The sequence below is a fragment of the Kitasatospora sp. NPDC034533 genome (assembly GCF_055575155.1).
In genome coordinates, this window is sequence record NZ_JBVITE010000044.1 from 52799 (window position 1) to 77948 (window position 25150).

The 25150-nt window shown below is 74.8% G+C and carries 21 protein-coding genes; 11 read left to right on the forward strand and 10 right to left on the reverse strand.

Annotated elements, in window-relative coordinates; all coding sequences use genetic code 11:
- Positions 1 to 25: 25 nt before the first annotated feature.
- Positions 26 to 1459: a DUF2252 domain-containing protein gene (locus ACZ55U_RS26525; protein WP_465529696.1), complete on the reverse strand. Its 1434-nt coding sequence runs from the start codon at positions 1457 to 1459 to the stop codon at positions 26 to 28.
- Positions 1460 to 1985: 526 nt separating this feature from the next.
- Between ACZ55U_RS26525 and ACZ55U_RS26530 the strand changes: the two genes are divergently transcribed.
- The gene (locus ACZ55U_RS26530; protein ID WP_465529698.1) at positions 1986 to 2432 is read left to right on the forward strand and encodes a ribosomal maturation YjgA family protein; all 447 of its coding nucleotides are present in this window, start codon (positions 1986 to 1988) and stop codon (positions 2430 to 2432) included.
- 7 nt (positions 2433 to 2439) lie between these two features.
- On the opposite strand, the gene ACZ55U_RS26535 is transcribed toward ACZ55U_RS26530, so the two are convergent.
- Positions 2440 to 3222 (reverse strand): SGNH/GDSL hydrolase family protein, encoded by a 783-nt coding sequence (locus ACZ55U_RS26535; RefSeq protein WP_465529700.1) that lies wholly within the window; start codon positions 3220 to 3222, stop codon positions 2440 to 2442.
- A 208-nt stretch (positions 3223 to 3430) separates the two neighbouring features.
- Between ACZ55U_RS26535 and ACZ55U_RS26540 the strand changes: the two genes are divergently transcribed.
- Entirely contained in the window at positions 3431 to 4324 is an 894-nt protein-coding gene (locus ACZ55U_RS26540) for a 4Fe-4S domain-containing protein (RefSeq protein WP_465529702.1), read from the forward strand.
- Between the two features lie 268 nt (positions 4325 to 4592).
- A complete protein-coding gene (gene ddaH / locus ACZ55U_RS26545; RefSeq protein WP_465529704.1) occupies positions 4593 to 5420 on the forward strand; it encodes a dimethylargininase in 828 nt (275 codons plus the stop codon).
- Here ddaH and ACZ55U_RS26550 read toward each other — a convergent pair.
- From ACZ55U_RS26550 to ACZ55U_RS26570, 5 genes are all read right to left on the reverse strand, one after another.
- A complete protein-coding gene (locus ACZ55U_RS26550) occupies positions 5407 to 6111 on the reverse strand; it encodes a LutC/YkgG family protein (RefSeq protein WP_465529706.1) in 705 nt (234 codons plus the stop codon). The two genes, ddaH and ACZ55U_RS26550, sit on opposite strands and share 14 nt — an antisense overlap.
- Positions 6108 to 7523 carry a lactate utilization protein B gene (locus ACZ55U_RS26555; RefSeq protein WP_465529708.1) on the reverse strand — a complete coding sequence of 472 codons (1416 nt, stop codon included), beginning with the start codon at positions 7521 to 7523 and terminating at the stop codon, positions 6108 to 6110. Before ACZ55U_RS26555 ends, ACZ55U_RS26550 begins: the two co-directional genes overlap by 4 nt.
- Positions 7520 to 8284: a (Fe-S)-binding protein gene (locus tag ACZ55U_RS26560; RefSeq protein WP_465529710.1), complete on the reverse strand. Its 765-nt coding sequence runs from the start codon at positions 8282 to 8284 to the stop codon at positions 7520 to 7522. The genes ACZ55U_RS26555 and ACZ55U_RS26560 overlap by 4 nt, the downstream gene beginning before the upstream one ends.
- A gap of 193 nt (positions 8285 to 8477) precedes the next feature.
- Positions 8478 to 9659: a globin domain-containing protein gene (locus ACZ55U_RS26565; RefSeq protein WP_465529712.1), complete on the reverse strand. Its 1182-nt coding sequence runs from the start codon at positions 9657 to 9659 to the stop codon at positions 8478 to 8480.
- 107 nt (positions 9660 to 9766) lie between these two features.
- Positions 9767 to 10210 (reverse strand): RrF2 family transcriptional regulator, encoded by a 444-nt coding sequence (locus ACZ55U_RS26570; protein ID WP_465529714.1) that lies wholly within the window; start codon positions 10208 to 10210, stop codon positions 9767 to 9769.
- Positions 10211 to 10497: 287 nt separating this feature from the next.
- Between ACZ55U_RS26570 and ACZ55U_RS26575 the strand changes: the two genes are divergently transcribed.
- Positions 10498 to 12102 (forward strand): YVTN family beta-propeller repeat protein, encoded by a 1605-nt coding sequence (locus ACZ55U_RS26575; RefSeq protein WP_465529716.1) that lies wholly within the window; start codon positions 10498 to 10500, stop codon positions 12100 to 12102.
- Positions 12103 to 12242: 140 nt separating this feature from the next.
- On the opposite strand, the gene nagB is transcribed toward ACZ55U_RS26575, so the two are convergent.
- The 3 genes from nagB to ACZ55U_RS26590 form a co-directional block, all read right to left on the reverse strand.
- A complete protein-coding gene (nagB, locus tag ACZ55U_RS26580) occupies positions 12243 to 13025 on the reverse strand; it encodes a glucosamine-6-phosphate deaminase (protein WP_465529718.1) in 783 nt (260 codons plus the stop codon).
- A gap of 289 nt (positions 13026 to 13314) precedes the next feature.
- Positions 13315 to 13722 carry a hypothetical protein gene (locus ACZ55U_RS26585; protein ID WP_465529720.1) on the reverse strand — a complete coding sequence of 136 codons (408 nt, stop codon included), beginning with the start codon at positions 13720 to 13722 and terminating at the stop codon, positions 13315 to 13317.
- 171 nt (positions 13723 to 13893) lie between these two features.
- Positions 13894 to 14040 (reverse strand): hypothetical protein, encoded by a 147-nt coding sequence (locus ACZ55U_RS26590; protein ID WP_465529722.1) that lies wholly within the window; start codon positions 14038 to 14040, stop codon positions 13894 to 13896.
- 351 nt (positions 14041 to 14391) lie between these two features.
- Between ACZ55U_RS26590 and ACZ55U_RS26595 the strand changes: the two genes are divergently transcribed.
- From ACZ55U_RS26595 to ACZ55U_RS26625, 7 genes are all read left to right on the forward strand, one after another.
- Positions 14392 to 15153, forward strand: a complete 762-nt coding sequence (locus ACZ55U_RS26595; protein WP_465529724.1) for a serine/threonine protein kinase — start codon at positions 14392 to 14394, stop codon at positions 15151 to 15153.
- The gene (locus ACZ55U_RS26600; RefSeq protein ID WP_465529726.1) at positions 15150 to 16727 is read left to right on the forward strand and encodes a serine/threonine-protein kinase; all 1578 of its coding nucleotides are present in this window, start codon (positions 15150 to 15152) and stop codon (positions 16725 to 16727) included. The genes ACZ55U_RS26595 and ACZ55U_RS26600 overlap by 4 nt, the downstream gene beginning before the upstream one ends.
- 1417 nt (positions 16728 to 18144) lie before the next feature.
- Positions 18145 to 19737 carry an FAD-dependent monooxygenase gene (locus ACZ55U_RS26605; RefSeq protein WP_465529728.1) on the forward strand — a complete coding sequence of 531 codons (1593 nt, stop codon included), beginning with the start codon at positions 18145 to 18147 and terminating at the stop codon, positions 19735 to 19737.
- Positions 19738 to 20078: 341 nt separating this feature from the next.
- The gene (locus ACZ55U_RS26610) at positions 20079 to 21179 is read left to right on the forward strand and encodes a calcium:cation antiporter (protein ID WP_465529730.1); all 1101 of its coding nucleotides are present in this window, start codon (positions 20079 to 20081) and stop codon (positions 21177 to 21179) included.
- Positions 21180 to 22135: 956 nt separating this feature from the next.
- Positions 22136 to 23485, forward strand: coding sequence for a geranylgeranyl reductase family protein (locus ACZ55U_RS26615; protein ID WP_465529732.1), 1350 nt, complete (start codon positions 22136 to 22138; stop codon positions 23483 to 23485).
- A 212-nt stretch (positions 23486 to 23697) separates the two neighbouring features.
- On the forward strand, positions 23698 to 24354 hold the full coding sequence (locus tag ACZ55U_RS26620) for a TNT domain-containing protein (RefSeq protein ID WP_465529734.1): 657 nt from the start codon (positions 23698 to 23700) through the stop codon (positions 24352 to 24354).
- Positions 24355 to 24466: 112 nt separating this feature from the next.
- Positions 24467 to 25066 carry a GNAT family N-acetyltransferase gene (locus tag ACZ55U_RS26625; RefSeq protein ID WP_465529736.1) on the forward strand — a complete coding sequence of 200 codons (600 nt, stop codon included), beginning with the start codon at positions 24467 to 24469 and terminating at the stop codon, positions 25064 to 25066.
- Positions 25067 to 25150: the final 84 nt, after the last annotated feature.

The window sequence follows — 25150 nt, forward strand, 5'->3', positions numbered from 1 at the left end:
CGACGGGCCGCCCCGGTGGGGCCGGTCAGACGCCCTGCTCGGCGGGCAGCCGTCCGCTGCGCACCGCCGTCAGCAGATCGGCGTGGTCGGCCTCGGTGCGGTCCGCGTAGGCCACGGCGAAGGCCGCGACCGCGTCGTCCAGCGCCTCGCTCTTGCCGCAGTACCCGGCCAGCAGGCCGGGGTCGGCGGTGTGCGAGTGCGCCCGGGCCAGCAGGGCGCCGGTGATCCGGGCGTAGTCGTCCAGCTGGTCCGGCAGCAGCGCGGCCGGGTCGACGCTGCCCTTGCGGTTGCGGAACTGCCGTACCTGGTAGGGCAGTCCGTCGACCGTGGTCCAGCCCAGCAGGGTGTCGCTGACCACCTGCATGTGCTTCTGGCCGAGCACCACCCGGCGGCCCTCGTGCCCGTCCGGCGCCGCCCACGGTCCGCCCGGCAGATGGGGCAGCAGCGCGGACGGGCGGGCCTCCTTCACCTGGAGCACCAGCGGCTGGTCCCGGTGGTCGGTGAGCAGCACCACGTACGAGCGGGTGCCCACGCTGCCGGTGCCCACCACCCGGAACGCCACGTCCTGCACCCGGTAGCGGGACAGCAGCGTGCGCACCTCGGGCACCACCGTCCCGACGTACGGGCCGAGCGCGTGCGCGACGGCGCGGGCGGTCGCGTCGGTCACCTCGGTGAGCACCGGGGGAGCGGCCGTGAAACGCCAACCGCCGTCCGCGGTACGGGTGGTGTTGCGGGCGGCGAAGCGCGCGCTGGTGTTGCCGAGCGCCTTCGCGCCGACCTTGCGCAGCACCTCGGCGAGGTCGTGCGCCTCGGCGAAGGAGACCAACCGCTCGTCCGCGATGGCGTTCCAGGCGTCCAGCGCGGGCAGCTTGGCGAGCGTGCGCACGGTGCGGCGGTACGCGCCGGCCGCGTGCCGGGCGGCGTCGCGCGCGACGCACTCGCTCGCCCCGGCCACCCGGGCGGCCAGCACCAGGCTGGTGGCGAGCCGCTTGAGGTCCCACTCCCACGGGCCGGGGACGGTCTCGTCGAAGTCGTTGATGTCCAGCACGAGTTGACCGCGTGCGTCGCCGTACAGGCCGAAGTTGGCGGCGTGGGCGTCCCCGCACAGCTGCGCGCCCACCCCGGTCACCGGCGTGCCCGCGAGGTCGGCGCCCATCAGGCCCGCCGAGCCGCGCAGGAACGCGAACGGACTGGCGGCCATCCGGCCGACCCGGATCGGCACCAGGGCGGCTATTCGGCCGGTGTTGGAGGCCTCCAGCGCCGACACGGCCGTCGGCCGCCCGGGCGCGGGCGCGAACTCGGCGTGCCGCTCCCGGGGCACCCGCTCCCGCAGCGCCTTGCCCCGGTCCCGGGCCCGTCCGCCCTGCGTCGAGGCGAATCCGGCCACGGCGAACCCACGCCGGGTCCGCCCGTCCCGGTCCGCCGCCGGCTCCGCCTCGGCCTCACCCACGTATGGCACAGCTGTCCGCCCGTCCCTTCCGGTCCTCACCCGGCCCGCGACCTGCGCGGACGCTCGTCTGGGGGAGTGACGTGCGGTGGTGGGTGGTGGTTCCGGTGGGTGGGGGTCCGTTTGCGGTGTGCGGGTGTGGGGTGGGGGCGGGGTGGAGTGTGGGGGGTGGTGTGGGGTGGGTGGACGCGCTGCGCGGACGCTCGTCTGGGGGAGTGACGTGCGGTGGTGGTGGGTGGTTCCGGTGGGTGGGGGTCCGTTTCGGGTGTGCGGGGGCGGGGTGGAGTGTGGGGGGTGGTGTGGGGTGGGTGGACGCGCTGTGCGGATGCTCGTCTGGGGGAGTGGCGCGCGGTGGTGGTGGGTGGTTCCGGTGGGTGGGGGTCCGTTTGCGGTGTGCGGGTGGGGGCGGGGTGGTGTGGGGTGGGTGGACGCGCTGCGCGGACGGGGGTGCGAAGCGGACCGGCGACCGCGCGGAGCGCGCGGCGCAGGGTGCGGGGTGGTGCGGCTCGCTCGGGAGTGCGGGGGTAACGTGGCGCGGGTGAAGGACCTTGGGGGGAACGGCCTTCGGGCACACCGACGGATCCGCCTGGCCGCCGCACTGGCCGCCGGGGCGACCGTGGCGGCCGGGCTCGGGGTACGGGCGGTGCTCGGCGGGGACCTCGCCAAGTACGCCGGGGACGCGCTCTACACCGTCCTGCTGTACACCCTGCTCGTGCTGGCGGCGCCCCGGGTCCGCCCCGGCCGCGCCGCCGCCGTGGCCGCCGCGCTCAGCTGGGCGGTGGAGCTGTTCCAGCTCACCGGCGTGCCGGACGCCTGGGGGCGGCGCAGCGGCCTGGTCCGGCTGGTGCTGGGTTCGACCTTCAACCCGCCGGACCTGTTCTGGTACCTGGTCGGCGCGGGCTGCGCCGGGCTGCTCCACCGGCTGCTGCGGACCTCCCGAATCGCAGCAGCCGACGGATCGGCCGGATCGGCCCAGCACATCTGACGGAACGTCAGAGCGGCAGCAGCTCCGGCCGCTTGGGCTCGACGTGGTCGCCCGAGGACTCGCCGCGCAGGCGCCGGCCGACCCACGGCAGCAGGTGCTCACGGGCCCACTGGAGGTTCTCCCGCCGCTGGTCGGCGGCGCTGAGCACCCGGGCGTCCGGCCACGGGGCCTCCGGGTCCTGCTCGGTGCGCAGGCCCAGCGAGCGGGCGGCCAGCAGGGCGACCCGCTGGTGGCCCTCGGGGGACAGGTGCAGACGGTCCTCGCTCCACGCCCGGCGGTCCTGCACGGCGCGCAGCGACCACAGGTCGGCCACCTTGCAGCCGTTGCGGTCGGCGACGGCCCGCATGTGGCCGTTGTAGGTGGCGATCTTGCCGCGCAGGTGCTTCAGCAGCGGCACGTCCTTGGTGTCGAAGCCGGTGCAGATCAGCACCGTCCCGGCGTTCTCGGTGAGCCGGACGACGGCGGCCTCGAAGCGCTCGGCCACCTCGTCCGGGTCGGCGCCGGGCCGCAGGATGTCGTTGCCTCCGGCGCAGAAGGTGACCAGGTCGGGCTGGAGGCGCTGGACCTGCGGCACCTGCTCGGCGGCGATCTGGTCGAGCAGCCGGCCGCGCACCGCGAGGTTGGCGTAGCGGAACTCGCCCGGCCGGCGGCCGTCGGCCAGCAGTCCGGCGAGGCGGTCGGCCCATCCGGCGAACCTGCCGTCGACGCCGGGGTCGTTCAGACCTTCGGTGAAGCTGTCCCCGAGGGCGGCATACGAATCGAGGTCAAGGGTCTCCTGAAGATTCGGCATGAAGGAGATAGTTCACCCAATCAAGTGACCTACGCCACCGTAGGTGACCCCGGGCGCACGTGAGATGGACCACGTGCGCCCGGCGGACCTGGATACCCCGCCCCCGGAAAGCACAAGATCGGTGCCCCCTTCCACTTCGCGGCGCGTGCGGCGGATGCTCGAAGGGAGCGGCCGGACCGGCGGCCGTCCTCCTGGGGGAAGGGCATCCATGACCACCGACCCGCACGCCGACCCGTCCGAGAACTGGTCCATCGACGACCGGTGCACCAACTGCGATGTCGCGCGCCAGCTCGCGCCCGGCCTGGTCCGCGAGCACGGGGGCCGCTCCGCGCTGGTCCGCCAGCCGCGCGACGCGGCCGAGCGCCGGCAGCTGCTCGCCGCCGCCCACGCCTGCCCGACGCGCTCCATCCGGCCCGGCAGCGGAGCGCTGGACCCGGCCGGGGACCCGTTCCCGCTGGCACTCGCCGGCGACTTGATGCTGCTCGGCCACAACTCCCGCCGCACCGCGGGCGCCAACTCCTACCTCTGCCGCCGCCCGACCGGCTGGGTGATGGTCGACACGCCGCGCTACAGCGAGGCGCTCGCGGCCCGGTACCAGGCGCTCGGCCCGGTCACCGACGTCCTGCTCACCCACCGCGACCACGCGGCGCACGGGCGGGCGTACGCCGACCGGTTCGGCGCCCGGCTCTGGATCCACGAGGGCGATCTGGCGGCCGCTCCGGACGCCGACCGGGTGCTGCGCGGCACCGGGCCGACGGTGGTCTCACCCGGTCTGGTCGCCCACCCGTTCCCCGGCCACACCCTGGGCAGCGTGCTCTACGTCGCGGACGAGCGCTACTGCTTCAGCGGTGACAGCCTGTACTGGTCCCGCACCACCGGGGACGTCGAGGTGGCGGAGTCGGTGACCTGGTACTCGATCGAGGAACTCGCCGCCTCACTGCGGCGCGGCCTCGGCGTGCTGCGCTTCGAGTGGCTGCTGCCCGGCCACGGCGACCGGCGCCGGATGCCCGCCGAGGAGGCGGACCGCCGGCTGCGGGCGCTGGCCGAGCGGTGCCGGGAGCTGCGGCCCCGGCCCGTGGACTTCGGCGCGGTCCGCTGGTAACCGGGCGGTCGCCCGACGCCGGACGGTCCCCCTGCGGCGGACGGGCCCCCGACGCCGGACGGCCCGTCGGCCGGGAAGGCCGGGCCCGCCGGCCGGCCCGGTGCGCCGGGGCTTGCGCCGGTTGCGCGGGGGCGTGCGACCGCCAGGAGCGCCAGGCCGGGTGTGCGAGCGGTACCGCCGGGGCAGCGCCTTGGGAACGAAGGTGCACGGCCCCGCTAACCCCGAACTCCGTACGGCGAACTCCCCGTGATCCAAGGATGGTTGAGTCATGCTCACGCAGACCCCGGAGCGCCATGCCCGGCCGCGGCGCTACCTGATGTGCCGGCCGACGCACTTCACCGTGGACTACGCGATCAACCCGTGGATGGACCCGACCCAGCCCACCGACACCGCGCTCGCGCTGCGCCAGTGGGAGCGGCTCTACTGGACGTACCGCCGGCTCGGCCACACCGTGGAGCTGATCGACCCGGTGCCCGGCCTGCCCGACATGGTGTACACCGCCAACGGAGCCACCGTGCTGGACGGCCGGGCCCTCGTCGCCACGTTCCGCTACCCGGAGCGCGCCGCCGAGTCGGAGGCCTACCAGGACTGGTTCCGCGGGCGCGGCTACCGCGAGGTGCGCCGAGCCCGGCACGTCAACGAGGGCGAGGGCGACCACCTGGTGGTCGGGCGCCGGCTGCTCGCCGGGACGGGCTTCCGCACCTCGCGCGCCGCGCACGCCGAGGCCGGCGAGCTGTTCGGCGTCCCGGTGGTCAGCCTGACCCTGGTCGACCCGCGCTTCTACCACCTGGACACCGCGCTGGCGGTGCTCGCCGACGACCACGTCATGTACTACCCGGAGGCCTTCGACGCCGACAGCCGCTCGGTGCTGCGCGCGCTCTACCCGGACGCGATCCTCGCCGACCGGGCCGACGCCGAGGTGTTCGGGCTCAACGCGGTCTCCGACGGCCGCCGGGTGGTGCTGCCCGAGGCCGCAAAGAACCTGGCCGGCCGGCTGGTCGAGCACGGCTACCAGCCGGTCCCGGTGGGCGTCTCGGAACTGCTGAAGGGCGGCGGCGGGGCGAAGTGCTGCACGCTGGAGCTCAGGCCCCAGTGACGCCCTCCGCGGCCGTGACCAGCAGCACCTCCAGGGTGCGCGGCCCGTGCACCCCCTCCACCCGGTCCAGCTCGATGTCGCTGGTCGCGGACGGCCCGGAGATCCAGGTCTGCGGCCGCACCGGATCGAGCCGCGGCAGCGCGAGCGGCACCGAGGCGACGACCTGCTCGGGCGCCCGCACCACGCAGACGTGGTGGTCGGGGACGAGCGAGAGCAGCCGCCGCCCCTGACCCGGGCCGGCGTCCAGCACGATCGTCCCGGTCTCGGCGACGGCCAGCGCGCAGCCGGTCACCACGCTGTCCACCGCGTCCAGCCGGGCGGCGGTCAACGTCCCGTCGTCCGGGAGCGGTTCGACGCCCCCGGCCTCGGCCTCGGCGAGCCAGCCCGCCGGCAGCCCAGCCGGCACCGCGACCGTCCGGCTGCCCCGGTCGATCAGCAATCCGGCGATCCGGCCCGGCAGTTCGTCCTCGCGGCAGCGGTGCACCCGGGCCCGGTAGTCGGCCAGGTTGCGGTGCAGCAGGTCGAGCAGCGCCGCCGGGTCGTCGGTCGGCACGTGCGCCGTCAGGTAGTCCCGGGGCAGCGGCTGCTCGGCGACGGCGGCGGTGTCGCCGAGCGCCGAACGGATCCGCCCGAGGATCAACTCCCGTGAGCCAAGCGGTTTTTCTGGCCGGGCTGGCTTGGGCGTGGTCATGTGCGGTTCCTCCGCCACCAGTCGCGGAACGGTTCGGCGGGCACCTCGGGCAGGTCCCGGGTATCGGTCCAGGCCCGCCCGGGACCGGGCAGCCGGCGCGGGTGCAGCGACCGGGTGCGCCCGGCCAGCCGCTCGGCGGCGGCGAGCGCCGCCGGGTGGTCCAGCACGAACCCGGCGGCGGCCATCGCGGCCCGCTCCAGCGGGTGGCCGCCCTGATCGGCGACCCGCTCGCGCAGGTGCACCAGCACCTCGGGGATGTCGATCGCCACCGGGCACACCTCGTAGCAGGCCCCGCAGAGCGAGGAGGCGTACGGCAGCGAGGCGTCCACCGGGCTGGTGGTGCCGCGCAGTTGGGGCGTCAGGACGGCGCCGATCGGCCCCGGGTACACCGAGCCGTAGGCGTGCCCGCCGGCCCGTTCGTACACCGGGCAGACGTTGAGGCAGGCCGAGCAGCGGATGCAGCGCAGCGCCTGGCGGCCGACCCGGTCGGCGAGCGCGGCGGTGCGGCCGTTGTCCAGCAGCACCAGGTGGAACTCGGACGGGCCGTCGCCCGCCGCCGTCCCGGTCCAGAGCGAGGTGTACGGGTTCATCCGCTCGGCGGTGGAGGAGCGCGGGAGCAGTTGGAGGAACACCTCCAGGTCCCGCCAGGTCGGCACGACCTTCTCGATCCCGACCACCGAGATCAGCGTGCGCGGCAGGGTGAGGCACATCCGGCCGTTGCCCTCGGACTCGACCACCACCAGGGTGCCGGTCTCGGCGACCATGAAGTTGGCTCCGGAGACGGCGACTTCGGCGCGCAGGAACTTCTCCCGCAGGTGCAGCCGGGCGGCCTCGGCGAGTTCGGCGGGGGAGTCGGTGAGGCCCCCGGGCGCCGGGCGGCCCCAGGAGGCCATCCGGTCGGCGAAGATCTCCCGGATCTCGGCGCGGTTGCGGTGGATCGCCGGCACCAGGATGTGCGAGGGCCGGTCGTCGCCCAACTGCACGATCAGCTCGGCCAGATCGGTCTCGTAGGCGGTGATCCCCTCGGCCGCCAGCGCCTCGTTGAGCTCGATCTCCTGGGTGGCCATCGACTTGACCTTGACCACTTCCGTCCGGCCGGTCGCCCGGACCAGGTCCGCCACGATCCGGTTGGCCTCCTCGGCGTCGGCGGCCCAGTGCACGGTGCCGCCGGCCGCCGTGACGGACTCCTCCAACCGGACCAGGTAGCGGTCGAGATGGCGCAGCGTGTGGTCCTTGATCGCCTTCCCGGCGGCGCGCAGCCGCGCCCAGTCGTCGAGTTCGGCGACGGCCCTGGCCCGTTTGTCGCGGATGGTGTGGGTGGCGTGCCGCAGGTTGGCACGCAGCCGTTCGTCCTCCACGGCCCGCGCGGCGGCCTGCGGGAAGGCGGGCATGCCGAGGAAGGTGCTGGTCATCGGGACGGCCTCCACGGGTCCGCCTCGGTGCTGGCCAGGATCTCCGCCAGGTGCAGCGGCCGCAGCGGCGCGCCCTGGCGGCGCAGGGTGGCGCCGAGGTGCAGCAGGCAGGAGTTGTCGGCGCCGCACAGTACCCGGGCGCCGGTGCCGAGGGCGTTGGCGATCTTGTCCTCGGCCATGGCCGCCGAGACCGCCGCGTTCTTGACCGCGAAGGTGCCGCCGAAGCCGCAGCACTCCTCGGCCCCGGGCAGCTCCACCAGCTCCAGTCCCCTGACGGCGCCGAGCAGCCGGCGCGGGCGCTCGCCCAGGCCGAGCAGGCGCAGACCGTGGCAGGAGGGGTGGTAGGTGACGGTGTACGGGAAGTACGCGCCGACGTCCTCGACGCCGAGCACGTCCGTCAGGAACTCGGTCAGCTCGACCACCCGGGGCACCAGGTCGGTGGCCAGGTCGGCCAGTTCGGTGCCCCGGCCCTCGCCGGCGGCCCGGGCACCGATCCGGGGGTAGTTGTCCCGGACCATCGCCACGCAGGAGCCCGAGGGCGTCACGACGTGGTCGTACCCGGCGAACGCCCGGGCGGTGCGCCGGACCAGCGGCTCGCAGGCCCGGCGGTAGCCGGTGTTGTACTGCGGCTGCCCGCAGCAGGTCTGCCCGGCGGGGAAGTCCACCGCGACGCCGAGGCGTTCGAGCAGCCGGACGGTGGCCACCGCGGTGCCGGGGAACAGCGCGTCGTTGACGCAGGTGGCGAACAGTGCGACCCGCATCCGGGCTCCCTTCTGCCGAACTCCCGCCGCAGGAACGGACGTACGGGCGTCGGGAGGACGCGCGCACGCCGAACGGCACCGGACCGCTCGTGATCGTACCGAGCGGACCGGTGCCGCGGTGGGACCTCGGGCCCGGAACCTCGGCCCCGGGCCTTGGGCGTTGGGCTTCGGGCGCGGAGCCCGGATCAGGTGATCAGGCGCCGAGCCACAGGTCCGGGCCGAACACCTCGTAGTGGATGTCCGCCGCCGGGACACCCGCGGTCAGCAGCTGCTCGCGGACGGCGCGCAGGAAGGGGAGCGGGCCGCAGAGGTAGGCGGTGGTGCCCGCCGGGACCTCGACGGTGGAGAGGTCCACCAGCCCGGTGCGCTCGGCCGGCCACTCGCCGAGCGGTCGCTCGTAGAAGACGTGCGAGGTGGCGTTCGGCAGTGCGGTGGTCAGCCGCGCCAGGTCGGCGCGGAAGGCGTGGCTCAGCTGGTCGCGGTCGCCGTGGACCGAGACGATCCGCCGGGTGGAGCCGCTGGCGGCCAGGTGGTCGAGCATGGCGGTCATCGGGGTGTTGCCGATGCCGGCGGAGGCGAGCAGCACCGGGCCGTCGCCGTCGGCGAGGGCGATGTCGCCCAGCGGGGGCGCCAGTTCGACGGTGTCGCCGGCCTTCAGGTGGTCGTGCAGGTGGCCGGAGACCTCGCCGCCGTCCTCGCGCTTGACGCTGAAGCGCAGTGCGCCGTCCGCCCTGCCGGAGAGGCTGTACTGGCGGATCTGGTGGGCGCCGTCGGGCAGCTCGGTGCGCACCGAGACGTACTGGCCGGGGCGGAAGGCCGGTACGGGGCCGCCGTCGGCGGGGCGGACCAGGTAGGTGGTGACGGCCTCGGTCTCCTGGTGGCGGGCGACCACGGTGTACGGGCGCCACAGGTCGGCCGGGTCGCCACCGGCGGCGGCCTCGGCGCGCAGCCGGTCCTCGATGGCGATCAGCGCGTTGGCCATCAGCCAGTAGACCTCGTCCCAGGCGGCGGCGACCTCGGGGGTGACGGCCTCGCCGAGCACCTCCACGATGGCGGCGAACAGGTGCTCGTGGACGACCTTGTACTGGTCGTTGGCGATGCCGACCGAGACGTGCTTGTGGGCGATGCGGGCGAGCATCGCGTCCGGTCGCTGGTCCGCGTTGGCGAGCAGCGCGGTGGCGAAGGCGGCTATCGAGCCGGCCAGCGCCTCGCGCTGGGTGCCGTTGGCCTGGTTGCCCCGGTTGAAGAGGTCGCGCAGCAGCTCCGGGTGGGCGGCGAACAGCCGGTCGTAGAAGACGGGGGTGATGTCCCCGACGGCGGCGCCCACGACGGGCAGGGTGGCCTCGACGACCTCGGCAGACTTCGCGGACAGCATCAGAGGAGCTCCCTAACTGGTATCTGGGATTCGTATTAAAGGCCGCGCGGTGGAGCGCGGCCCCTGGCGGGCTGATCGATCGGTGGGCTGATCGGCCGGAGGGCGGATCAGTCGGAGGGCCGGGCGGTGAGGCTCAGCAGGACCGGGCCGGTGGGGGAGGCCACCAGGTCGTCGACGGAGAGGTGGTCGAGTGCGGCGAAGAACGCCTCCTGGGCGTTGCGCAACGCCCCGCGCAGTCGGCAGGCGGCCCGCAGTGGACACGGCGGGTCGTCCTCGCAGCCGACCACGTCGCCGACTCCTTCCAGCTCCCGCAGCAGCAGTCCGAGCGAACCCGTGCGCCCGGCGAAGGTGAGCATCAGCCCGCCGCCGCGACCGCGCCGGGCCTCCACCACCCCCAGGTGCTGAAGCCGGCTGACCACCTTGGCCGCGTGGGTGTACGGCACGCCGACCGACTCGGCCACCTCGCGGGTGGTCGGGTTGTCGCCCTCGCCCAGGACGGCCAGTCGCATGGCGATCCGGAGGGCGATGTCGGTGCTCTTGGTCAGCCTCACGTTCGAAACGCTATCGAATGCGACTCCTCGATTCCAATTTCCTGCACGGCTCCGAACGAGACGCTGGTCACGTCGTTCGTCCGGGGAGTCCTGCCGGTGAAGGCGCTTCGATCGAAACTGAACAGTTGGCGACATTTGTAATCACTCCCTGACGGAAAGTCAGGGCTGCTCTTACGCTTCCCCCGGCTCCCGACACCACCACATCCGCATCGTTCGCACCGCCGAGCAGCTGGAGAGTCCCCGTGAGAACACCCCGCCCGCCCCGCCGTGCCCGGACGGCCGTGGTCGTGACAGCCGCGACCACGGCCGCACTGCTGTCGCTGCCCGTGACGGCCGGGGCCGTCACCCTGCCGCCCGCCGTCGCCGGGCACGTGACGGTCGCGCCCTACCCGGCGGGCGTCGCGCTGACGCCGGACGGCGGCCACGTGTACGTGACCAGCCAGAGCAGCGGCACCGTCACCGTGCTGGACGCCGTCAGCGGGGCGGTCTCCGGCAGCTTCACCGCCGGGAGCGGCTCGTACGCCGTCGCCCTCTCGCCCGACGGGCACCGGGCCTACCTCACCCACCACCTGGACAACACCGTCAGCGTGGTGGACACCGCCACCGCCACCGTCACCGCGACCGTCCCGGTCGGCGCGCAGCCCTGGGGCCTCGTCCTCGCGCCGGACGGCTCGCGCGCCTACGTCAGCAACGCCGGCGCCAGCACCGTGAGCGTGCTGGACACCTCCTCCGGCACCGTGACGGCGACGGTGCCGGTCGGCGCCGAGCCGCACGGACTGGCCGTCTCGCCGGACGGCAAGCGGCTGTACGTCGCCGCTTCCGGGGACAAGGCGGTGACCGTCGTCGACACCACGAGCAACACGGTGAGCGGCACCGTCGTGGTCGGCCACGGCGCCTTCGGCCTCGCGCTCAGCCCGGACGGCGGCCGGCTGTGGGCCGCCGACGGCGACGACGGCACCGCCGCGGAGATCGACACCTCGGCCGGTACGGTCCTGGGCACCGTCGCGGTGGGTTCGGGCCCCTACGCCGTGGCCCTCTCCCCGGACGGCGCGGCGGCCTACGTCTCCGACTACGCCGACAACACCCTGAGCGTGGTGGACACCGCGAGCCGGACCGTCACCGCGACCGTCCCGGTGGGCGCGAGCCCGTACAGCCTGGCGCTGACCGCCGACGGGCGGCGCGGCTACCTCGCCGACTTCACCGGCAACGCCGTCGACGTGGTGGACTTCCCGCTGCCGGTGCCGGACGTCACCGCCGTCACCCCGAACGGCGGCTCCGGGGCGGGCGGCACCGCGGTGACCATCACCGGCACCGACCTGGCCGGCGCCACCGCGGTGACCTTCGGGGCGGCCGGCCCGGCCTCCTCCTTCAGCTGCACGAAGACCAGCTGCACCGCGACCGCCCCCGCGACCACCGTCACCGGGCCGGTGGACGTACGGGTCACCGCGCCCGGCGGTACCAGCGCGGCCGTCACCGCCGACCGCTTCACCTACACCGCCCCCGCCGCCCACCTGGCCGTCGCGCTCACCGCGACCCCGGTGACCGGCCTGCTCTCCAGCCGGGTCGACTACACCGTGACGCTCACCGGGCAGGGCCCCGACCCGCTGGCCTCGGCGACCGTCACCGCCGACCTGCCCGCCGGGCTGACCGCGACCTCCGGCGACTGCACCGTCGCCGCCGGGAAGCTCGGCTGCGCGCTGACCGCGCCGCTGGCCAGGGGCGCGAGCACCACCCGGCACTTCTCGGTGGCCGTCGGCGGCCTCGGACTGCTCCGCAGCTGGGACGTCACGGTGGCCCGCACCGCCGGGGTGCCCGCCGACCCCTCGCCCGCCACCAGCCGGGACACCCGCAGCTGCACCGCCGTCCTCGGGCTGCTGATCACCTGCAAGTGAGGCCCGGTCGGCCGACGCCCGGTGCCAGCCGAAACCTTTCGGCGGGCACCGGGCCGTTCACGGCGCCGGCGAACCGGCGGCCCGCCGCGAGGCGGTCCCACTGGGCGCCGGACCGCCCCGCGGAAACGGCCGGGGAGCGCTCAGAGCTTCTGCCAGGCCGGCTTGGCCGCGTAGGTGTCGCGGAAGTAGTCGGCGAGCTTGAGGCGGGAGGCGGCCGCCTCGTCCACCACCACGGTGGCGTGCGGGTGCAGCTGGAGCGCCGAGGCCGGGACGACCGCGGAGAGCGGGCCCTCGACGGCGAGCGCGACGGCCTCGGCCTTGGCCTCGCCGGTGGCGAGCAGCACCAGGTGGCGGGCCTCCAGGATGGTGCCGATGCCCTGGGTGATGACGTGGTGCGGGACCTGGTCGATGCTGTCGAAGAATCGGGCGTTGTCCACCCGGGTCTGCCGGGTCAGGGTCTTGATCCGGGTCCGCGAGGAGAGCGAGGAGCAGGGCTCGTTGAAGCCGATGTGGCCGTCCGTCCCGATGCCGAGCAGCTGGAGGTCCACGCCGCCGGCCTCGGCCAGCGCGCGGTCGTAGGCGGTGGCCGCCGCGGCGATGTCGGCCGCGTTGCCGTCCGGGCCCAGGAAGGAGTCCTCGGTCAGGCCGAGCGGTTCCACGACCTCGCGCAGCACCACCGAGCGGTAGGACTCCGGGTGGCCGGCGGGCAGGCCGACGTACTCGTCCAGCTGGCAGATGCGCGCCTTGGTGGCGTCCAGCCGGCCGTCGCGGACCCGCTCGGCCAGGGCCTGGTAGATCGGCAGCGGGGTCGAGCCGGTCGCCACGCCGAGCAGGGCGTCGGGCTTGTCCGTCAGCAGATCGGTGATCGCCGCGGCGATGAGTTCGCCGGCCGCTCGGGCGTCAGGGACGATCACGATTTCCATACTGGGTCCACCGTTCTGAGGCGAGTCTGAGGTCTAGACCTCCAAGGTCTAGACCAGTTTGCCGTGTGGGGGTGCCCCAGGTCCACCCGGGTCCGGTCCCCGGGCGATCTTCCGCCCTCCGCCCTATTTCGCCTGGTGGGGCGGGGCCGGGGCCGGCCGTCGGGACGGGGGTGTCCGACGGCCGGCCCCGGTGCTCGTCCTGCCTTCCGCTCCCCGGCCGTCCGGACGGCTGCCCGGTCGTACGGTCGGCACGGGGGTGGCGGGTGCGGTGCCTCGGTGGCGCCGCGGATCAGAACGGGTTGGTACAGGTGGTGACCTGCTTGGTGACGTCCAGAGCGGGGCCGGCGGTCGCGCAGATCATCCGGGGGGCGGTGGCGGTCACCCGTGGAGTGACCGCCTTCGCGGAGCCGTACTGGATGGTGGTCGCGGTGGCGATCGTCTCCCACGGGCTGCCCCAGGCGGCCTGGGTGCGGATGTCGACCCGAACCATCGTCAACTGGCTCGGGTCGGCGCTGACCTGGGCGACGCCCACGATGCCCTCGCCGTCGGCCTGGTGCGAGACGCAGGGCTGGTTGAGCACCGAGGCGCAGACGGCGGTGTCCGTCCCGGACGTCGCGGTGGCGGCCATGGCCGGAGCCGCCGCCAGGCCGGTGATCCCTGCCGCTACCATCGTCAGGGCTGCGAAACGGGTGCGCATGATGTGAACCTCCTTGGAAATTAAGGGAATCTCACCCCTTGAGATGAGTGTTGCACACATCGTGGACTTCGCCTGTGTGCGCTGCGTCACACTCATGGTGACGGTTCAACTACATGCCGCAACCATTCGCCAGTTGTTCAACGCGCGGACAACTCCGAGCCTGACGCGCGATCAGTTGGTCGGCGGCAGCACCATCCTGTGACCGGCCGTGGCCCCGCCGTCCACCGGCGCCGAGGCGCCGCTCTGGTGGGCGACGTCGTCCGAGGCCGGTGCCAGGATCGCCCGGGCGATCTCCTCCGGTTCGGCCCTCCGCTCCAACCCCTCGATTCCCCAGGGGCCGTAGGCCTTCCTGAACCGCGCCCAGGCGGCGTCCGGAACGCCCGGCGGCCGGACGAAGGCGGTGTCCGTGGTGCCGGGGAGGATCGCGTCGACCCGGATACCCCCGCGTTCCGTACGCCAACGCGGCCGTCTTGACCAGCCCTTGAACCGCTCTTTTGCTCGCCGTGTACGCGCCGCCGCTCGGCCGGGCGGAACCGCCTCCTCTCCGGGGAGGAGGGCAACTCCTGGAACGCTCGGCGGGGTTGGCGACGCCGTCACCCGTCCGGGTGGTCGTGCGCCCGCGGGGCGGATCGGACGGATACCATCGACCCGATCCCACGGAGGTGCCGCGTGGACACGGTGATCGTGCAACTTCCCGCCGCCGGGCCCGGGATGGCGCCCGGCGAAGCCCCCGGCCTGCTGCGGATGGGCCCCGGCGAGGCCGCGGTGTTCGGACGCGGGGAGCCGGGCCGGCCGGCCCCCATCCCCCTGCCCGACCAGGGCGTCTCCCGGCGCGCGGGGGAGGTCGTCGCGGCCGAGGACTACTGGCGGCTGTCCAACTTCAGCACCTCGGCGACCTATGTGGTGGAGAACCTGGAGGGCGCGGGGGAGCACATCAAGGTCGCGCCCGGGCGGCTCGGCGCACCCGTCCCGTTCGAACTCTCCCGGGTGCTGCTGCCCGCCCTCGGCGAGCCCGCCGCCTTCAAGGTCTTCGCCCCGCAGCACGCCTACCTCGACGGCCCGCCGGGCGGGGCCGACGGCGAGCACACCGTCAGTCCGTTCGCCCTGGACCCGACCGCCAAGTACTTCCTGGTCTTGCTCGCCCTCTGCGAACCCCGACTGCGCTCGCCCTCCGCCGCCGCCGTCCCCGGCGTGACCGAGGTGCTCGCCCGGCTGCGCGCCCTGCCCGGCTGCCGCGGGCTGAGCCGCTCGGCGGTGAACTACCACATCGACTACCTGGTGCAGACCAAACTGCGGCTGCGCGAGCCGTACGAACAGGGGCCGGGCGGCGGCAAGCGCGAGGAACTGGTCGCGCTGGCACTCAGGTTCGACCTCGTCCGGGAGGAGCACCTGGTACTGCTCCCGCCCCGGCGCCCGGCCGCCCGGCCGTGAGGCCCGGCGCCCGACCCGGGCCGCAGCCACCCGCCGGCGGGCCCGGCGGTCCGCCCGGCGGGGCTCCGGAGTCCGGCGGCCCGCCCCCCTCCCTCCCGTCCCTCCCGTCCCTGCCGGAGGGCTACTCGATCGCCGGCTACCGGCTCGGCGTTTTCCTCGGCGCGGGCGCCTGGGGAAGCGTGCACGCCGCCGAAGGCCCCGACGGCTCCCAGGCCGCCGTCAAGCTCCTCGGCGCGGCCCGGCTCAGCCCCGGCCAGCGCGGCACCGTGGCCCGGATGGCCCGCAGCGAACAGCGCTTCAGCCGCCGCGCCGACCACCCCCACCTGATCCGCACCCTCGCCGTGGTCACCGTCGAGGACCCCGACCACCCGGCCCTGGACGGCGCCGTCGCCCTGGTGATGGAACGCGCCGCCCGCAGCCTCCAGGACCTGCTCGCCGAAGCCCGCCCCGGCACGGCGGTGCCCGGCGCCGAGCGCATCCTCACCGAGATCTGCGCCGGACTGACCCACATGCACCGGGCCGGCTGGGTGCACGGGGACCTCAAACCGGCCAACGTCCTGCTGATGCCCGACGGCACCGCCAAGATCGCCGACTTCGGCCTCACCGCCGAGCTGGAGGGCACCCACGCCTACGCCCCGCCGCTCGGCTCGCCCGACCACGTCCCGCCCGAGTGGTGGTCCCAGCGCACCGGCGCGCGCGGCGCCGCGGTGCGCCCCAGTGCCGACGTCTGGGCCTTCGGCGTGATCGCCCACCAGCTGCTCACCGGCGGTCTGCACCCCTTCCTCGGCGCCACCGCCCGCGCCCGTTCGCTGGCCGCCCAGGCGTACGCGCGGGGCGCCGCGCCCCTGCGGCTGGACGAGGCACTGCCGGCGCGCTGGCGGCCCGCCGTGACCGCCTGCCTCGCCCCCGCCCGGGAGGAGCGGACCAGGACCGGGCTGGCCGTGCTGGTCGCCCGGGCCACGGCCGACCCGGCCCGGCGCCGCCGTACCGCCGTCCGAGCGTGCGTCCGGTCCTGCGCCGGGCTGCTCGCCGCCGGGCTCGCCGTCCTCGCCCTGGCCGGCGGGCCGGAACCCGGGGGTCCGGCCGCCGCCCACCGCGCGGCGGCCCCGCTGCCCGGCGCGATCCCGGCCGGGTCGGACGTCCCGGTGGCGTACCGGGGCATGATCGAGAACGCGGCGCGGCGCTGCCCCGAGCCGGAGGTCACCCCGGTCCTGCTGGCCGCGATGCTGAAGGCCGAGAGCGGCTTCGACCCGAACGCCGCCCGCCCCGAGACCGGCGAGTACGGCATCGCCCTGTGGACGCCCTCCGTCTTCGAGGCCTGGGGCAAGGCCGCCAACCACCCCGGTCCCACCTCCTACTGGGACCCGGGCGACGCGATCGCCGCGATGGGCAACTACGCCTGCTGGCTCGACCAGCAGCTCAAGCGCCGCGGCATCACCCGCGACCTGCCCGGCCTGGTCGCGGCGGCCTACCGGACCAGCGACAAGACCGTCGCCGCCACCGGGGGCGTCCCGGAGCGGGTCCGGCAACATGTCGACAGGGTCCTTCAGTACCTCCACGACTACGGCGGATGACCGCCCGGTCGGGATGAGCTGTGCCCTCCCCGGCGCGGGCGCCCGGGTGTTGACGAGCCTCCGGCCCGGGATCCCGGTCCCCGAGCCGCACGCCGCAGCGGTCACCACCCGGATCGCTCCGGTCCCCGTTCTCCTGCTGCCCGCCGGCCGGCCCAGCACCGCCGAACTCGCCAAGCGGCTCGTCGGCCTGGACCGCCCCTCCGACGGCCGCCTGGGCCCCGCATCTCGCGGCAGGCCTGCGCGAGGACGACTACGCGGCCACCGGCTGGAGACCATGGACGAAGCCCGTGAGACGTGGGCGGGCCGGATCCCACACCCGGCGGCGGCCCCGGCCGGTCAACGGCGGCATACCGCTCTGGGCGGCGGCCACTCGCCGACCCGCGCCGCGCCGCCGTCGGCCTCCACCGGGCCGGATGGCGGGCACAGTCCTCGAACTCACGCCCCAATCGTGTGAGTCGGGTGCCGGGCCCGTGCTCAGCAACGCCCGGTGCGCGCCGACCGTTCCCGGTGCCGAGAGCGTCCGGCGCACGGCGGCGAGGGCCTGCGGCTCGCCTCCGGGCGCCGCCTCAAGCCGTCTGCCGACCCGGCGCTCACGCGCGGGCGGGACCTCTCGTCGGCCGTGCTCACCGCCGAATCCTCCCACCGCACAGGCGAGTTCGGACTTTCCGGAAACCGCCGGCGGCTGCTCCGCCGTCGGGTAGCTTTGACGCCTGGCCGGCCCGTCACCGGGAGGCGTTCACGGCTCGTCGACCCGGTCGCCCGGGCGTTCCACGCGTTCCGCGGGCTCGGAAGGCGGCCCCGCCGGGGACTGGCGCCGGGAGCGGCCCGAGGACCGCTCAAGCGGGGCTCTGGCGCCATGGTCGGGTCGAGGTTCGAGGATCACTGGATACGAATCCGCCGGCGGGTGGCGAAGGCGGGTGCGACGAGGGTGGGGCCGGTGTCGTTGCGGGGGCAACTGCAGGGCGGCGCCGTGCCGTTGGCCGCGCAGGTGGCGGCACCCGTTCCGGGCCGGGCTGTGAGAAGGGCCCTCCCGCCGGCCGTCCTTTCGCACTTCCCCTGGTCGCCGGGGCCTCCGCCGCCACCTTCGAGTCGCTCGATCGGACGGAGCGCGAACTGGCCCGGACGGCCGAGCCGTTCGGCGGCTTCGGGCCGATCTCCCGGCATCGGACCGATCTCCCGGCATCGGACCGGCGACCCCGTCGCAGACCTCCTTCCTGGCCGCCGTCTCGTCGGCCTCGTGCGCCGCCGGCCTGCTGCCGACGATCTGGTTCCACCGCGAGGTGTGCCCCGACCTGCGGGCGCGGCGGTCCCCGGGGCGCGGTTTCCCGCACGGCGCGCGACGTGAGCCGGCCTTCTGCGAGACGGCGCGGCAGGCCCAGGGCTCGGCCGAAATCCCACCGGAAAGGAAAAGACGAACGTGAGCTCTTACGACGACACCGTGCCCGTACTGATCGTCGGCGGCGGATACGCGGGTCTGGCGACCTCGCTGTTCCTGTCGCACCACGGCGTGCGCTCCCTCCTGGTCGACCGGCACGCCGGCGTCGCGGTCCAGGGCCGTGCGCGCGGCATCAACCCGCGCACCATGGAGATCTACCGGCCGCTCGGCATCGAGCCGCTGATCAAGGAGGCCGGCCGGCCGTTCGACGCGGACTCCGGCGTGGTGCGCTGCGCGAACCTCAGTTCCGAGTGGAACTGGATCATGCAGCAGGACTCGCCGCGGGCGCTGCCCGAGTTCACCGCGGGCGAGTTCGGCATGGCCGACCAGAGCACCGTGGAGCCGGTGCTGGCCGGCGCAGCCCGGGAGAGGGGGGCCGAGATCCGGCACTCCACCCAGTGCGTGGAGATCGAGCAGGACGACGAGGGCGTCACCGCCGTCGTCGAGGACCGGGCGACCGGTGCCCGGCGCACCGTGCGGGCCCAGTACCTGGTCGCCTGCGACGGCTACCGGGGCACCATCCGGGAGCGGGTGGGCATCACCCGCTCCGGCCGCGGCGTCATCCGGTCCTACGTCTCCTTCGTGATCAAGGCCGACCTGTCGGACCTGATGACGAAGACCGCGCTGTTCTGGATCATCGGCGGGGCGGGCGTGTCGGGCGGCTTCGTGACGCACGCGGTGCCCGGCCAGTGGGGTGTGGCGCTCACCTACGACCCGGCGGTGGAATCCCCGGAGGACTACACCGCCGAGCGGTGCGCCGAGGCCGCGAAGGCGCTGATCGGCCGTGACCAGCCGGTCGAGGTGCTGGACAAGGCCGCCTGGGAGGAGGCCGTGGAGGTCGCCGACGCCTACCGGGCGGGCCGGGTCTTCCTGGTCGGCGACGCCGCGCACGTCTGGCCGCCGGCCGGCGCACTGGGCGCCAACTCGGCGGTCCAGGACGCGCACAACCTGGCGTGGAAGCTCGCCGCGGTCGTCAAGGGCCAGGCCGGTGACGCGTTGCTCGACAGCTACGAGGCCGAGCGGCGTGCGGTGGCGGTCGAACTGGCCGACCTGACGGTGCGCAGCCAGGAGTGCCGCTTCGGGCCCACCCCGCAGGAGGACCCACTGGAGCCGACCCTGTGCATCCTGGCGCAGCTCTACCGCTCCTCGGCGACGCTGGGAGCCGAGCACACCGGCGTGATCGGCGAGCAGGTGGAGCAGCAGGCGCGGCCCGGCTCCCGGGCACCGCACCTGTGGCTGGAGCACGAGGGCCGCCGGATCGGCGTGCACGACCTCTTCCACGACGCGTTCACCCTGATCACCGGCCCGGCCGGGAACGAGTGGACGCGGGCGGCGGCGGAGGCGTCGGCGCAGACCACCGTCCCCGTGCGGGCCTACCGGGTCGGCCCCGCGTCGGCCGGCGCCGACCTGGTCGACGTCGAGGCCAACTGGGCCGCCCGTTACCGGCTCGGGCACGGCGGTGCGGTGCTGGTCCGCCCCGACGGGTACGTGGCCTGGCGGAGCGAGGAACTGCCGGCCGATCCGGCGGCCGCACTGGCCGGGGCGCTGCGTGAGGTGCTGTCCGCCAAGGCCTGATCCGGCCCGGCGGACGCGGAGGGCGCCGGTCCCCTTCCGGGGACCGGCGCCTCCGGCTCGGGCTGCTCTGCGGCGCGGCGCCCCACCCGCCGAGGCCTGGCCCGCCTCGTCCGCCGGGGCCCCGGCTCGTTTCGTCCGCCAGGGCGCCGGCCACCGCTGCCAACCTGCGCTCACCCGCTGTGCTCTCGCGCCCGCCTCTTCGGCAATATGTCGACAAAGTGCTTCAGTGTCTTCACGGCTACGGCGGGTGACCGGTGAAACGGGATGAGTTATGCCACATCCCTCCGAATCCCGGCGCGGGCACCCGGGTGACGGGCCTCCGGTCTGGGATCCTCGGCGGCATGATCACGAAGCTCCGCGCGAGTGTCGCGCAATGGACCGTCGTCGTTCCGGTGGTGTCGTTCGTCGTCCTCATCCTGACCTGGCACGAAGAGCTGCCCGGATGGGTGGTGGCGGTGGTCGCCTGCTTCCTGGTGGGCGCCGTGCTGTCCGCCGTGCACCACGCCGAGGTCATCGCGCACTGGTCGGGGGAGCCCTTCGGATCCCTGGTCCTCGCGGTGGCGGTCACCGTGATCGAGGTCGCGCTGATCGTGACGCTGATGGCCGACGGCGGGGACAAGTCCTCCACCCTGGCCCGGGACACCGTCTTCGCCGCCGTGATGATCACCTGCAACGGCATCCTCGGACTGTCCATCCTGGTCGCCGCCGTCAAGTACCGGACCGCCGTCTTCAACGCCGAGGGGACGGGCGCCGCGCTCGCCTGCATCGCCACCCTCGCGACCCTCAGCCTGGTGCTGCCGACCTTCACCACCAGTTCGCCGGGCCCGCAGTTCTCGACCACCCAGCTCACCTTCGCGGCCACCGCCTCGCTCGTCGTCTACGGGCTGTTCGTCGCCACCCAGACCGTCCGGCACCGGGACTACTTCCTGCCCGTCACCCCCGAGGGCCGGGTGCTGGACGAGGAGGAGCACGCCTCCCCGCCCACCCTCCGGGCCGCCGGGGTCAGCCTGCTGCTGCTCGCCGTCGCGCTGGTCTCGGTGGTCGGCCTGGCCAAGGGAGTGTCGCCGACCATCGAGAGCGCGGTGGACAACGCCGGGCTCCCGCACGCCGTGGTCGGCGTGGTGATCGCCATGATGGTGCTGCTGCCGGAGACCATCGCGGCGCTGCGCGCGGCCGTCCGCAACCGGGTGCAGACCAGCCTCAACCTGGCCCTCGGCTCCGCCCTCGCCAGCATCGGCCTGACCATCCCGGCGGTCGCGATCGCCTCCAGCTGGCTCTCCGGCCCCCTCGTCCTCGGCCTCGACCCGGCGCACATGGTGCTGCTGAGCCTGACCATCGTGCTGCTCACCCTCACGGTCATCCCGCGCCGGGCGACCCCGCTCCAGGGCGCGGTGCACCTGGCGGTGCTGGCGGGGTACGTGGTGCTGGCGCTGAACCCGTGAGAGCGCGCCGGCCGTAGTCGACAGTGGAAGCCCCTGGCCCGTGCCCCCGTGCGCCAGGGGCTTCCGCCGTTCCCGGGCCCGGCGGCCGGGAGGGGCTCCCGCCTGCGCCCCGCGCTGCGCGCACCCCCGGCGCCGTCCTGCCGTCCTGTCGCCTCGCCGTCCTGCCGCCCCGCCGCCCCGCCGGGCGAACGACCGGATCCAAGGACAGGTGCTCGTGGGGCCAGTGGGGCGGGTGGTGCGGATGGTGAACCCCCGGGGGCGGTCCGGCCGTGGTACCGGGTGAGGGCCCCTGGTCCACCCCCGAGTCCAGGGGCCCTCGTCGCCCCGCGGCGCGAGCGCCGGCGAACCCCGGAACGGGGCGTGCCGCGTGGCGGCGTGAACCCCCGGCCCGCGAGCAGTGCGGGGCAGGGGCCCGGTGGCGCCTCGCCCCGGCAGGGGTCCGCGTGGGGGCGGAAACCTGCCGGGGCGGGTGCGTCAGGAGGGGAGGCGGCGATGGCGGGGCGCGGCCACCGCGCCCGCGCCGACGGCCGGCGGCACGGTGCCGGCGCCCGCGGGGAGCAGGATGACGCCGCTACGGTGGCCGGCCTCCCGCCGTCCGGGGCGACGCCCGGAGCCGGGGTCGCGACGCCCACCTGGTCGGGCTTGGCCAAGCGGGTGCTCCGGATCGACCACGGCACCCCTCCGGGCAGGAGGCCTCGGCCCTCGGGCGGTGCGCCGGCGCGGCGCCGTGGGGCGCGGTGGCGGCCGGAGCGGGGCGGCGGGGCGGCCACAGGTCCGCTCCGGCGGCCGTACCGGGGTGGCCGGTATTGACCGGTCCGCGGTGGTGGCCTGCGTGTCGGGGCAGCGGGCGGGCACCGGGGTTCTCTATCGTCCGTCCGGAACCGCCGAGTCCGAGGACTCCGCCATCCGTGCAGCCGATCAGAACGTGCAGCCGATCAGACCCGTGGGAGAGTGCGATGCCCGGCCCAGAGCAGACCGTCCCGGAGCCGACCGGCGAGGCCGGTGGCCGACAGAGCGGGGCGGAGCGGTCGGCGGCCGCCGTCACCGAGGAGAGCGCCGACGTCATCGTGGTCGGCGCCGGTCCGGCCGGGTCCACCGCCGCCGCCCACCTCGCCCGCACCGGACTGGACGTCCTGCTGCTGGAGAAGTCCGCCTTCCCCCGTGAGAAGGTCTGCGGCGACGGCCTCACCCCGCGCGCCGTCAAGCAGTTGACCGACCTCGGCATCGACGTCTCCGAGGAGGCCGGCTGGCTGCACAACCGGGGCCTGCGGCTGATCGCCGGGCACCGCTCGATCGAGTTCGACTGGCCCGAGCTCTCCGCCTACCCCGGGTTCGGACTGGTCCGGCGCCGCGCCGACTTCGACGAACTGCTCGCCCGCAAGGCCGCCTCGTCCGGTGCCCGGGTGATCGAACGCGCCAATGTGACGGGCCCGTTGACGGACGAGCGGACCGGCCGGATCACCGGCGTCACCGCCAAGCTCGGCGAGGAGCGCCGGCCGGTGGCCTACCGGGCCCCGGTCGTGGTCGCCGCCGACGGCAACTCCACCCGCCTGTCGGTGGCGATGCGGCGCCACCGCCGCACCGACCGCGCGATGGGCGTCGCCTACCGGACGTACTTCACCACCCCGCGCCACGACGACCGCTACCTGGAGGCCTGGCTCGACCTGCGCGACCCCGGCCACCCGGCCCGGGGGCCGCTGCCCGGCTACGCCTGGGTGTTCGGCATGGGCGACGGCACCGCCAACGTCGGCCTCGGGGTCCTCGACACGGCCGGGACCGAGGTGGACTGGCGCGAACTGCTGCGCCGCTGGTGCGAGAGCCTGCCGCCGGAGTACGGCTACACCCCCGACGCGGTCACCGAGCCGATCCGCGGAGCCGCCCTGCCGATGGGCCTCAACCGCCAACCCCACTACGCCGACGGCCTGTTGCTGATCGGTGACGCGGTCGGCGCGGTCAGCCCGGGCACCGGCGAGGGCATCGCCTACGCGATGGAGTCCGGCCGCTACGCCGCCGAGACCATCGTCCAGGCCCTCGCCCGTCGCACCGACCGCGGCCGTGAACTCGCCCTGCGCGCCTACCCGCAGGCGCTGCGCTCCGCCTACGCGGGCTACTTCGCGCTCGGGCGCTTCGCCGCCGACCTGCTGGACCGCCCCAGGCTGCTCGGCGCGGCCGGGGCCGTCGGGCTGGGGCGGCCGGCGCTGCTGAAGGTGGCGTTCCGGCTGATGCTCAACCTGACCGAGCCGAATTCCAGGGACGCACTGGACCGGCTGCTCCACCTGCTCGGGCGGGTCGCCCCGGGGAAGTGACCCGGCCGTGCCGGACCGTCCATCCTGGCGGCCGGGCGGTCCCGGTGTCCCGGGTTCGGCCGAAACCGGCGATGCGAACGTGCGGTCTTCCGGATCTTGTTGACGCCTGGTCAGGTGATCCGATTGTCTGGTGTCGAACCGGCCACGGAGGGTGAACACCAAGCCCCTCCGTGGCTCCTTCTCGACCGCTGACCCCGTTCGACGGAGACACCGTGCGCCTTCGCCTTCGCCTGCTCGTCGCGCCGCTCGCCGCGGCCGCCGCCCTCACCGCCGTGACCGTCCCCGCCGCCGTCGCGGCCCCGGCGGCCACGCCCTCCGACCAGTGCTCCGCCGCCTTCCGCCACGACGACGCCCGCCTCGGCCCCGCCGACCTCCCGACCACCGGCCCGGTCGGCCGCCAGCTCGCCGGCTACCAGCGCACCGGCGGCGCCAGCGACCAGGACTTCCTGGCGAAGTACTACGACCCGGCCGGCAACGGCGGCACGGGCGGCTGGATATACCCGCCCGCCGACGGCTACGCGACCCTGCCCGACGGCAGCCCGATCGAGTTCGACCTCACGCTCCGCCCCAACCAGAAGATCGACCGCTACGGCAGCGAGTACGGCGCCTACCTCGCCCCCGAGGGCCTGCCCTACGCCAACCGCGCGCTCCCGCCCCAGAGCCTGGACAGCACCCCGCCCGCCGCCTGCAACTACCACGACTACGAGGTGGTCAAGGCCTTCGTGGTGCACGCCGGACCGATCGCCCCGTGGTTCAACCAGCCCGGCTGGGGCCTCCAGTACCAGCTCGACGGCGCCCTGGTGCCCGGTGGCCCGGCCAGGCTGAACGTGCTCTGGCTGGTCGAGAACGGATACCTGGCCCGGATCTGAGCCGGCTCCGCCCGCGACCGGAGCGGCTGTCCCGGCATCCGCAGGTACCGGCCCCGGCGCCCCCGGGGAAATTCGCTGGCGGGTTCGGGGGCAGCGGGGATAGGAAGGGCGGATGAGCATCACCGGCCACGACACCGAGCGGCGCCTGTTCCGGCCCGCCGTCCTCGACCTCGGGGACGCCCTGCTGCGCCCGTGGGGCCGCGCCCTCGAACTGCCCGGCGGCGTCGGCCCGGCCCTGGTCGCCGCGGGGGAGGACCCGGACATCGCCCGCTGGAGCCCGCTCGCCGCCGTCGGCCCGGTCGACCCCGAGGCCTACCTCGACCGCTGCGAGAGCCTCTGGGCCGACGGCAGCGCGGCCGCCTTCGCCATCACCGACGCCGCGGACGGCAGCCTGTGCGGCAACGCCTACCTGGGCTGGACCAACCGGGACGACGGCGTGGCCATGATCGGCTACTGGCTGCTCGCCGCCGCCCGCGGCCGGGGCCTGGCCACCCGGGCCGCGACCGCCGTCACCCGCTGGGCGGTGGAGCACGCCGGCGTCCGCCGCATCGAGCTCTACCACTCCGTCACCAACGAGGGCTCCTGCCGGGTCGCCGAGCGGGCCCGCTTCCCGTACGAGGGCACCCTGCGCGGCTCCTACACCTACGGCGGGGGCGTCTACACGGACGAGCACCTGCACGCCCGGCTGGCCTCGGACCCGTTCACCTCCTAATGCTGTTGTCAAGCCGCTGATGTGACTGGGAGGTCGCCTTGGTAGCACCGTCCGTCACGGATCAGAGCCCACAGGACGTTCACC